Source organism: Bacillus sp. CDB3, assembly GCF_002081505.1.
In the GTDB taxonomy this organism is placed as follows: Bacteria; Bacillota; Bacilli; order Bacillales; family Bacillaceae_G; genus Bacillus_A; species Bacillus_A cereus_AT.
In genome coordinates, this window is the sequence record NZ_ALBR01000136.1 from 1 (window position 1) to 9204 (window position 9204).

The following is a 9204-nucleotide window of genomic DNA, read 5'->3' on the forward strand; positions in this document are numbered from 1 at the left end:
AAAGAAGAAATGCAAAAACATGACATGAGCCTTACACTTTCGTAAGATAGTAATAGGTATATGCTGCATTCAATTTACGTTTTATATTGTTTGCAAATGAAATTCGAATGCTAATGTATAGTAACCGAACGACAACTGTAGAAAATATCCATAAGTATATACTTTCGATATCATACCTGTAATACATAAATTAGTAGAAATTTCACGTACTATACCGAATTTGTAAAACAAAATTTCGCAATAAGGCCCATTCTAACTATCCCCCACCAAAATAAAAACCCCCTAAATAGGAGGTTCATTAAAGTAATGTATAAGTAGTCCAAATATAACAGGTTTAAGCAGAACTACCAGTGCGCAGTTTAATTAATCCTAAAGAAGTCCAAGTATATACGGTTTAAGAGGATTTACTGGTGCGCACTTTTATAATTGTTTCTTTAGCTTACGTACATACGATTCTGAAACACCCATTATCTTGGCTATTTCACGTTGCGATGCCTTTGGATTATCTTCCATAACTTCTTTTAATTGCGATAGCTTGTCCTGTTTCTTTTCGTTCTCTGCTGTTAAATATTCTTCACGTGTCGCGACACCTTCATCACGTCTTTTTGCACGTTTTCTTTCCGTATCACGACGTTGTTTCTCTACTTTATCGATTAAAGTACCCATTTTTTCTTTTTCATCTTGCGTAAAATCAATGTTTAACTTCCTGATTACCGTATCATTACGCATAGGTTTAACAATGTTGTTTGGCAATCCAAAACGTTTATAGTCGTTCTTTGCAAATTCATCAAAGAAAATCATAGCATCTTTGTACGCGTTCTTCGCTGTACGCTCCATTTCTTTCTTTGGTTGCGGATCAGCAAGCTTCGCATTTAACTGGAATGCCATTTCTAACGTCGCTGCTTGGTTCTTAACGATTAAAGCCGTTGTAAATGAGTAAATGTATGTTAAATCATTTCGATTCTCTATTACACCGTTTCTGAGCTCTACAATCATTTCTAAATCAGCTTTACGCTTTGTATTTAGACTGTAAAGGTCCATTACCCCTTTTCGTGCCGGTAACGTTGTAAGCATTCCTTTACGTTTCGGCTTACGCTTCTTCTCTAATGGCGGTACATATTCGTATAATTCTTGCAGTGAATACTCTTTTTCCGTCCATAAATCCACTGTAATTTGTTTCCCTGTCTTTCCGTGTGTGCTATACGGCAAACGGAAAACACGGGATAAATCAGAACATGATCCGTCTGCGCCTAATGGCATAAGCATTTTTACAAAGTGATTCGTTATGTATTGCGTTAAATACGCCATTTGTGGAGCAGCACCACCAGATATACTATAAACTAACTGCACCCCTCGGCCGTTCATGATGATGTTGGGACAAGGTAATGATTGACTGTATACCAAATCATGCAGTTGTTTTATTACATACTCTTTTGAGAGTCCTATTTTATAAAAGTCCAAGTCTACGCCTATATTGCGTATTTGCTTCAAATCAGCCGTTTTACGACTTCCGTGTTCAAAAGCATTAAGAGATAGATAGACGTCTTTTAAACCACGTTCTGAAGCTTTTAATAAATGTTTTATATCTCGTAGACCGTACCAAATTTGTTTGTGCTGTTCGTTACTTAAATCAATGGTAACTACATACCCTGATTTCTTCCGTTCTGATAGATAGCATTCATACCAGGAATCAATGAATGTATCCTCTTGCGATTTCCGAATCGCCACTGACATACAAATAGCCTCCTTATTCAAATAAAAGGAAGCTACACAAGAATATATTACACTTTACCTGTCTAATAGTTTTTGATATTATATAGACAGAAGTTAATAAACAACAAGAATTTTCTTGTGTAACTATTTGAAGGATCTATTCTCTCGCCGACCAAAGTTTGAGAATAGGTCCTTTCGTCTTTTATTCCGTTTTTTCTACAATTATTGTAACGCAAGATTCATAGAGATACAAGGAAAGGTCAAGTAGTTGGACTACTTGACCTTTTTATTTTCTAACTGTGTAATTACAGAATCTAATGCTGTATTAACTAAATCTGTTACAAACCCTTTAGGCTTGTCTTTTGCAATTTCATCAATTCTATTTATAAGTTCGCGTCGTATTAAGAATGTTCTACGCTTGTGGGTTTCTTCGACGGTTTTCTTCTTATCGTATTTCTCCATTAATGAGCTAAGACTATTATCTTCTTTTACCTCTTTTTCATCAGAAACAATGATAATTTTCGCCATATTCTCATCTCCTTTTTTTGTCTATTTATATTATAATATATTTGTAATACTTCATGTAATACTTTTTGTAAACATTTGCAGGATAAGTAGTTACGTGAACGAATTATTATGTTAAGGTTTATTTATTAATAGAATAATATAACGTTAACGTTCTGTTGACATAAAAACAACGTTAACATAACATTAAAAAAACGGAGGTGTCTTTATGGCCTACAAATTAGCTTTTGTGCAGAATAAAGGTGGCGTTCTTAAATCTTCTATGACTGTAAATCTGGCTGGATTATACGCTAAACAAGGAAAGAAAGTCTTGATTGTTGATGCTGATCAACAAGGTAATGTCTTATTATCGTTCGGTAATAACCCTGATGAATATAAACCGACTTTATATGATGTCCTTGTAGATTACGTTCCGACTCAAGAAGCAATTGTTAATGTATATGAAAATATTGATGTATTACCTTCGAATGAAGAAATGAGCTTTTTAGATTTTGATATCTTGCCACACCAAGATAAATACATAAACCCATTTCTACTTTTAAAGGTAGCTTTAATGTCTATCGAAAATCATTATGACGTTATTCTTTTTGATAGTCCTCCGAGTTCAGGACTAATCCAGAGTAATGTGATTTGCTGCACGGATAACATCATTATTCCTTTCCAACCTGAAAAGTATAGTGTTAGATCTTTAATAAAAATTGTAGACGTCCTTAAAGGATTTAAAGAACAAAACAATCCGGATTTAGAAATTACAGGGGTAGTTTCTACACTCGTGCAAAAGAATACGAATTTACATCAAAATGCAATGGCAGAAGCTAGAGATTTTTGTGAAATGGAAGGTATTCATTATTTCGACGCAAATATACCTAAAAGTATTTCATTTGCTAATGCGATAGTAAACGAGGAACTTCCTTTGACCTTAGCTAAGAAAAATACCGAATTCGCATTCTACTATAAAAATCTATTTCGGGAGTTGAATGAACGTGAGCCGCAAAATGTCTAGTCTTTTCCCTGGTAGTGCTACAAGAACTACTGAAGATATTAATAAATCAGAAATACAACATCAAGAAAACAATAACGAAACATTAACAAAACAAAATGATAATGTTAACAATAACGTTAATGTAACGTTAAAAGAACAAAAACAGGATGATAATAAAACAGAAACAAAAGAACAAGTTAACATTAATATAGAGAATGATGATATCTTAGGGTTTCTAAAAGAGGAACAGGAGAAGAAAGTTGTAGGATTCCATTTAGATAAGGATATAAGACAAGCATTAAAAAAAGTCTTAGGGAAAAACCCTTCGCGCGGTGCACAATCTGAATTAGCAAATAGAATATTCCGTGACTTCTTTGAAAAAAGAGGATTACTATAAAGCCTTGTATTTACGAGGCTTTTTTGTTTATTAATAGTTCACTAATGTTTTTATACTCCCCTGCATTTAGACAAAAAATATTTCCCTTAATCTTCATGAAATACTTTACCACATGTTTAGAGCTTTTTCTTACATATAACTTACATTCCTGTCCAAAAATTGGTATGATTTACTTAATTTAAGGGGGATGATTTTATGAAGGTTGTTCGGTCTATATTTAGGGGATTTCGTTTAATGAGTAAAATCATAAATCCTATATTAAAGGCATTATCTAAAAGTAAATTTTAATAGGCTTATTTCTTTTAGATTAGCTTTCATTCTGTTGTTATTGTCTACGATTAGAACAACAGAGAAAACCTATATATAACACATGCTTCAAACATTAATCTGTTTTTATATGCGATAGCATTCAAATAAGATAACTAAAATAATCACGAGCATATGTAAAGAGCATATAACCTAATATAAAAAAAGATATAATCATAGCACTTAACCAAAATAATACGTCCTTCTTATCCCCTTCTTTTACATTTATGGTGAACTGCTTCACACTATTAACCATCCAAGCAGCTACCAAAAATACATAACCAAAATGGTCATTTGTTTGATCTTTATCAAAAAACATTTGGACTGCACCTAAGAATAATAAACCCAGCACAATATTAATTCCAATCCTAAAAGCCCTATTTAATTTATTATTTTCCAATTTATCCCCCTAAAAATATTGAACTAAAATACAAGTTATGTATAACTCAATATCGCAATGTACTTTTAATATTTCGTAGCTATATAGCATTTATTAATATATTATAAGATCTGCCCAGTGGCCATTCCTAATATGTCCACCACCAAAGGACAAAAAATAGAGAGCATTATAAAGTCTATTATTTAGAACGATTTACGTCACTTTAATTTTACAGTTGTAATATTTACCTGGTGAATTCAATAATTACATATGAACCGGATTCAATTGCTGTCATATAGCATGTTTTACCCTTATGGTTATTTCAAACATATACTGAAACTGTACATTAGCTTCCTGACATATGATGTTACTAACCACAAATTGGTATGATTCACTTAATTTAAGGGGGACGATTTTATGAAGGTTGTTCGGTCTATATTTAGAGGGTTTCGTTTGTTGAGTAAAATCATTAATCCAATATTAAAGGCATTATCTAAAAGTAAATTCTAATTACATAGAAATGCAAAAATCCGACTCAATTAAGAGCCGGTTTTATTTTTTTACTTCACGTACATATAGTGGTTCTTATTTTACATGTAATCCAACATTATAATAAACAAGAATTATGAGGAATATTGCACTTGTAAGAAGTGTTTTTTTTAGAAATTTTTCTCTGTTAAATATTGTGAGAATCGCAGCGGAAAATGATGTTAAACCCATAATTACTAATAGAATATGTGAATTAATTTTGAGGTCAATTCCTGATACATATAATTGAAAAGAACATATTGCTACAAGCAAACAAATTAAAGCCATTATACCAAATATTTTATTCATATATTCACTCCTGAAAAATTGATTAATAAAAAAATGACTATGTATGATTTAAGGATCATCATATTTCGAAGACATAAATTAAAATACCACATTCTTGCAAATAAGGTATAGTCTAAAAAATCCTTTGACAGCGGACTTTTTAGGAAGGTTGTTTCTAAGATTTCTAGGTTCTGTTGCAAAAACTTCAAAATAACTGAAAGTCATCTTATAAATTTGGAAATACTGAAAGAATTACTTTAAAAAAGGTGTGTGGTTAATATGAAAAGGGTAAATGTTTTTAAGTGGAAACATTATCAGCCAGATATTATCTTATTAACTGTACGTTGGTACCTGCGGTACAACCTAAGCTTTCGCGATTTAGTGGAAATGATGGAAGAACGAGGATTATCTTTGGCCCACACGACTATTATGCGATGGGTTCATCAATATGGACCAGAGTTGAATAAGAGAATTCGAAGACATTTGAAACAAACGAATGATTCTTGGAAGGTGGATGAAACCTACATTAAAATCAAAAGAAAAGATATGTACCTGTATCGGGCAGTAGATTCCGAAGGAAATACGATTGATTTTTACCTCAGTAAAAAAAGAGATACCAAGGCTGCCAAAACTTTCTTTCAGAAAGCCCTACTACTTGTCATGGGACGATTCCTCGTGTGATTAACGTAGATGGAGATAAAGCCTATCCTCCTGCAATCCGAGAGTTAAAACAAGAAAACAGCTTACCATCAAGTATCTTACTACGGGTCAAGAAATACTTGAATAATATGATTGAACAAGATCATCGATTTATCAAAAAACGTATTTGGAATATGTTAGGGTTACAATCTTTTCGTACAGCGAAAAAAATGATTGCTGGATTAGAGGCCATGTATATGATCAAAAAAGAGCAAATACATTTACAGGATCAGTCTGTCCAAAACCAGAATATCTTTATCCACCAACTGTTTGGATTAACGATATAATCAAAGAATCCGTTAGGAAACTAGGCTTCTTTTTTCATTTAGGGTCTTTTTGCACCAGAACTATTCTGTTCAATGGCATGTACAATTGTACTCCTTTCATAATCTTGTCCTAATTTTTTTCCGCTAATTTTTAATACTAGATTTCCCTCTTTATCTAACAACTTATATCCTATTTTCCTTTCTTTTTTTTCCAAACTCATATACTCCTATATTTTGTCCTTCTAGTAACTTAACAAATTGATCCATGTCTTTTGCTTTTCCTACTTCATCTAACACTTTGTTTTTTATCTCTTCTCGATACAACATTTTCCCTTGATTATGTAGCTCATAATCTGTTCGAACATATCTCTCTCTTGCCTTCTCCTTATTATCAAGCACAGAAAGGCCCTTATTACGTGCAATTTGATCATTATAGGCCTGTTAGCTCATAAATATCCTTCTTGCTTATCTGGAGCTTCCTACCCGTCTCAAAATTGACACTGTTAATAACAAGATGATTATGAATATGATCTTTATCCGTATGTGTATAGATTGCTACCTCATATCCTTTAAAACACCTTTCAGCAAATTCCATTCCTATTTCATTTGCTTCTTCCGCTGTTACCTCTCCAGGACGAAAAGATTGAATTACCATATACGCTTGTCTTCCCTCTATTTGTCCAAATAAGTCTCTTGTTATCTTAAACTGTCTTTGCGCCAATTCTATAACACAATCTTTTCCTTGTTGTACTTCTGCTTTTTTCTCACAATATTTTAATGTTCCGACTGCTGATTTTGAAGCTTTCCCTAGCTTAATTGTTGCCATGTTTGATCCAACCTTTTTTTAATTTCTTCTAAGTTATAATGTAACCTCTGTACTTCATCAGAACTTACTTCTTTTCGCTGATTACACCATCTCGCAATTTGGTTCACATTGGTACCCGCACGATGAAGTTCTCGTGCAATTTCTAATGCGCCATGACGGTCAATTTTCGGTTGTCTTACTCTCAATCCTTGTGCCTTGGCTTTCACAAAAGCCGGCACACTCATTCCAACGTTATCCGCCATAAGCGTCAACCGTTCGAATTCGTCTTCTGTTACTCGAAATTTAATTTGTTTTGGCTCTGATCTCTTCTCGCTCATAAAACCCGTATCCTCCAAAAGTATGCCCGATGGGCATAAGGTTTTTTCTATAATTGTCGTACTATCGTACTCCCATTATAGAAAAAACCAGTCGGATAAGTAAGCTTCGTATTTGGTACCCAAATACTGCTTGATGTGGCGTAAACGCCCCACAAAACCTTGAGGGGGCAAGCCCCCTACAAACACCCCCAAGACCTTGGGCGTTGCCCAAACCCACTGGGGAACTCTTCCCCAGACCCCCTACAAAAACACCCCCAACCCCCTCACTTTTTGAGGGGGCTCCCTCGCCGGTAGGCAGGGTCAAACGGGTACCGTTTGACAACCTCAAGAGGGTCTTGGTGTAGTGCAATTGTCAACTCCTTAATGCTCACTTCGTTCCGCTTACCATTGAATAATATGTACTTTTGGTTTATTTTACACATTTTTTACACATTTCACTTATATATTTTATATAAAAAAGGGGGATTTTTAATGAAAAAATCTATCACCATTTCCTTATGTATGATTGTAAAAAATGAAGAACAAACTATCTCAAGATGTTTAGAATCTGTTAAAGATATTGTAAATGAAATTATTATTATAGACACAGGTTCAACAGATAAAACCAAAGAAATTGTTAAAAAATATAATGCTAAAATTTATAATTTTAAGTGGATTGACGATTTTTCAGCTGCAAGAAATTTTGCTTTTTCAAAAGCTACTAAAAAATATATTTTATGGTTAGATGCCGACGACATAATAGAACAAAAAGATCAAAAAGAAATTTTACACTTAAAATCTACATTAGATACTAAAATAGATGCTGTTTCAATGAAATACAATTTAACTTTCGATACAGAAGGAAACCCAACATTTTCTGTTAAAAGATATCGATTAGTAAAACGAAATAAAAACTTTCAATGGTATGGTTTTGTACATGAGTATTTGGAAGTTTACGGTAATCTTATTGATAGCGATATTAGTATTACTCATAAAAAAGAAAAAATATATACAGATCGTAATTTAAAACTCTATCAAAAACATCTTGCAAGCGGAAAAAAATTTAGTCCACGTGATACATATTATTATGCAAATGAATGTAAAGATCATCAATTATATGAGATAGCTATTGAATGGTATACTAAATTTTTAGATGAAAAAAAAGGTTGGATTGAAGATAATATTCAGGCTTGCTTAAAAAGAACAGAATGTTATTTAAAACTAAGTAACACTGAGGGAGCACTATATTCTTCTTTACAATCATTTATATACGATAATCCACGAGGTGAAATTTGTTGTCAATTAGGTTCTATATTTTTAGAAAAAAATGAATATGATAAAGCTATTTATTGGTATCACACAGCTCTCAAAATTTCTAAACCAACTAATGCTCCTTTTTTAAAAGAACCTTGTTATACATGGTTACCACATCTTCAATTATGTATTTGTTATTATCGTATAAATAATAATGAAAAATCAATTTATCATAATGAACAAGCAGCAAAATTTGTACCTAATCATCCAAGTGTTAAATATAATATAGACTATTTCAATAATTTAAAATAAAAGAGGGGATAATAATGGAAAAAATTCAATGGGCTATAGAATTAGGAGCATCAGTGAATGGTAATACACCAGAAGAATTATTTCCAATACTTGAATATTATTATAAGCAAAATGATCATCTTAAAACTTGTTTAATTGCAAGTTTACTTCTTGAAATGGATCTATCACCTAATAAAAGAGAAGAAATTGAATTAAAATTATGTGTATGTGCTTATTATGCAAAATTACATAAAATCGGGAAAAAATATGCTGATAAACTTCTATTAAATTCTCCTGAAACTATTTTATATAAGGAAAATATTAAACATTTCGATAATTTCTTTAATCGTCATTATGATTATTGTTTATATATATGGCCAACTACATATAAAGTATTTATAGATGTTGTAAGGGCTTTAAAATGGAATTTAGAACAACAAGGTAATACAGTTAT

At 32.3% G+C, this 9204-nt stretch carries 10 protein-coding genes and 2 pseudogenes; 5 read left to right on the plus strand and 7 right to left on the minus strand.

The features are described from left to right. Positions 1 to 420 precede the first annotated feature (420 nt). Together CDB3_RS31065 and CDB3_RS31070 are read right to left on the minus strand one after the other, a co-directional pair. Complete coding sequence (locus CDB3_RS31065) at positions 421 to 1734, minus strand: AsnC family protein (RefSeq protein ID WP_128857150.1); 1314 nt, start codon at positions 1732 to 1734, stop codon at positions 421 to 423. Between the two features lie 252 nt (positions 1735 to 1986). Beyond that, entirely contained in the window at positions 1987 to 2241 is a 255-nt protein-coding gene (locus CDB3_RS31070; protein WP_128857151.1) for a hypothetical protein, read from the minus strand. Positions 2242 to 2446: 205 nt separating this feature from the next. On the opposite strand from CDB3_RS31070, the gene CDB3_RS31075 reads away from it, so the two are divergent. Then, complete coding sequence (locus tag CDB3_RS31075; RefSeq protein WP_128857152.1) at positions 2447 to 3241, plus strand: ParA family protein; 795 nt, start codon at positions 2447 to 2449, stop codon at positions 3239 to 3241. Continuing rightward, positions 3222 to 3617, plus strand: coding sequence for a hypothetical protein (locus CDB3_RS31080; RefSeq protein ID WP_128857153.1), 396 nt, complete (start codon positions 3222 to 3224; stop codon positions 3615 to 3617). The genes CDB3_RS31075 and CDB3_RS31080 overlap by 20 nt, the downstream gene beginning before the upstream one ends. 409 nt (positions 3618 to 4026) lie before the next feature. Here the strand turns inward: CDB3_RS31080 and CDB3_RS31085 are convergent, their stop codons facing one another. Continuing rightward, positions 4027 to 4323 (minus strand): hypothetical protein, encoded by a 297-nt coding sequence (locus tag CDB3_RS31085; protein ID WP_128857154.1) that lies wholly within the window; start codon positions 4321 to 4323, stop codon positions 4027 to 4029. 1074 nt (positions 4324 to 5397) lie between these two features. Between CDB3_RS31085 and CDB3_RS31090 the strand changes: the two are divergent. Further along, positions 5398 to 6104: pseudogene (locus CDB3_RS31090) on the plus strand (IS6 family transposase). Positions 6105 to 6142: 38 nt separating this feature from the next. Here CDB3_RS31090 and CDB3_RS32860 read toward each other — a convergent pair. From CDB3_RS32860 to CDB3_RS31100, 4 genes are read right to left on the minus strand one after another with little or no spacing between them, the layout of a single operon-like run. Continuing rightward, positions 6143 to 6298, minus strand: coding sequence for a hypothetical protein (locus tag CDB3_RS32860; RefSeq protein WP_256869999.1), 156 nt, complete (start codon positions 6296 to 6298; stop codon positions 6143 to 6145). Further along, positions 6267 to 6482 carry a hypothetical protein gene (locus tag CDB3_RS32865; protein ID WP_256870000.1) on the minus strand — a complete coding sequence of 72 codons (216 nt, stop codon included), beginning with the start codon at positions 6480 to 6482 and terminating at the stop codon, positions 6267 to 6269. The genes CDB3_RS32860 and CDB3_RS32865 overlap by 32 nt, the downstream gene beginning before the upstream one ends. A 31-nt stretch (positions 6483 to 6513) precedes the next feature. Beyond that, positions 6514 to 6909 carry a relaxase/mobilization nuclease domain-containing protein gene (locus CDB3_RS32870; protein WP_256870001.1) on the minus strand — a complete coding sequence of 132 codons (396 nt, stop codon included), beginning with the start codon at positions 6907 to 6909 and terminating at the stop codon, positions 6514 to 6516. Then, a complete protein-coding gene (locus CDB3_RS31100; RefSeq protein WP_128857155.1) occupies positions 6891 to 7226 on the minus strand; it encodes a plasmid mobilization protein in 336 nt (111 codons plus the stop codon). Before CDB3_RS31100 ends, CDB3_RS32870 begins: the two co-directional genes overlap by 19 nt. Before the next feature lie 471 nt (positions 7227 to 7697). Here CDB3_RS31100 and CDB3_RS31105 point away from each other — a divergent pair, with 471 nt between their 5' ends. Both CDB3_RS31105 and CDB3_RS31110 read left to right on the plus strand, forming a co-directional pair. Continuing rightward, positions 7698 to 8771: a tetratricopeptide repeat-containing glycosyltransferase family 2 protein gene (locus CDB3_RS31105; RefSeq protein ID WP_128857156.1), complete on the plus strand. Its 1074-nt coding sequence runs from the start codon at positions 7698 to 7700 to the stop codon at positions 8769 to 8771. 14 nt (positions 8772 to 8785) lie between these two features. Next, positions 8786 to 9204 (plus strand): annotated as a pseudogene (locus CDB3_RS31110) (CgeB family protein); the annotation flags it as partial.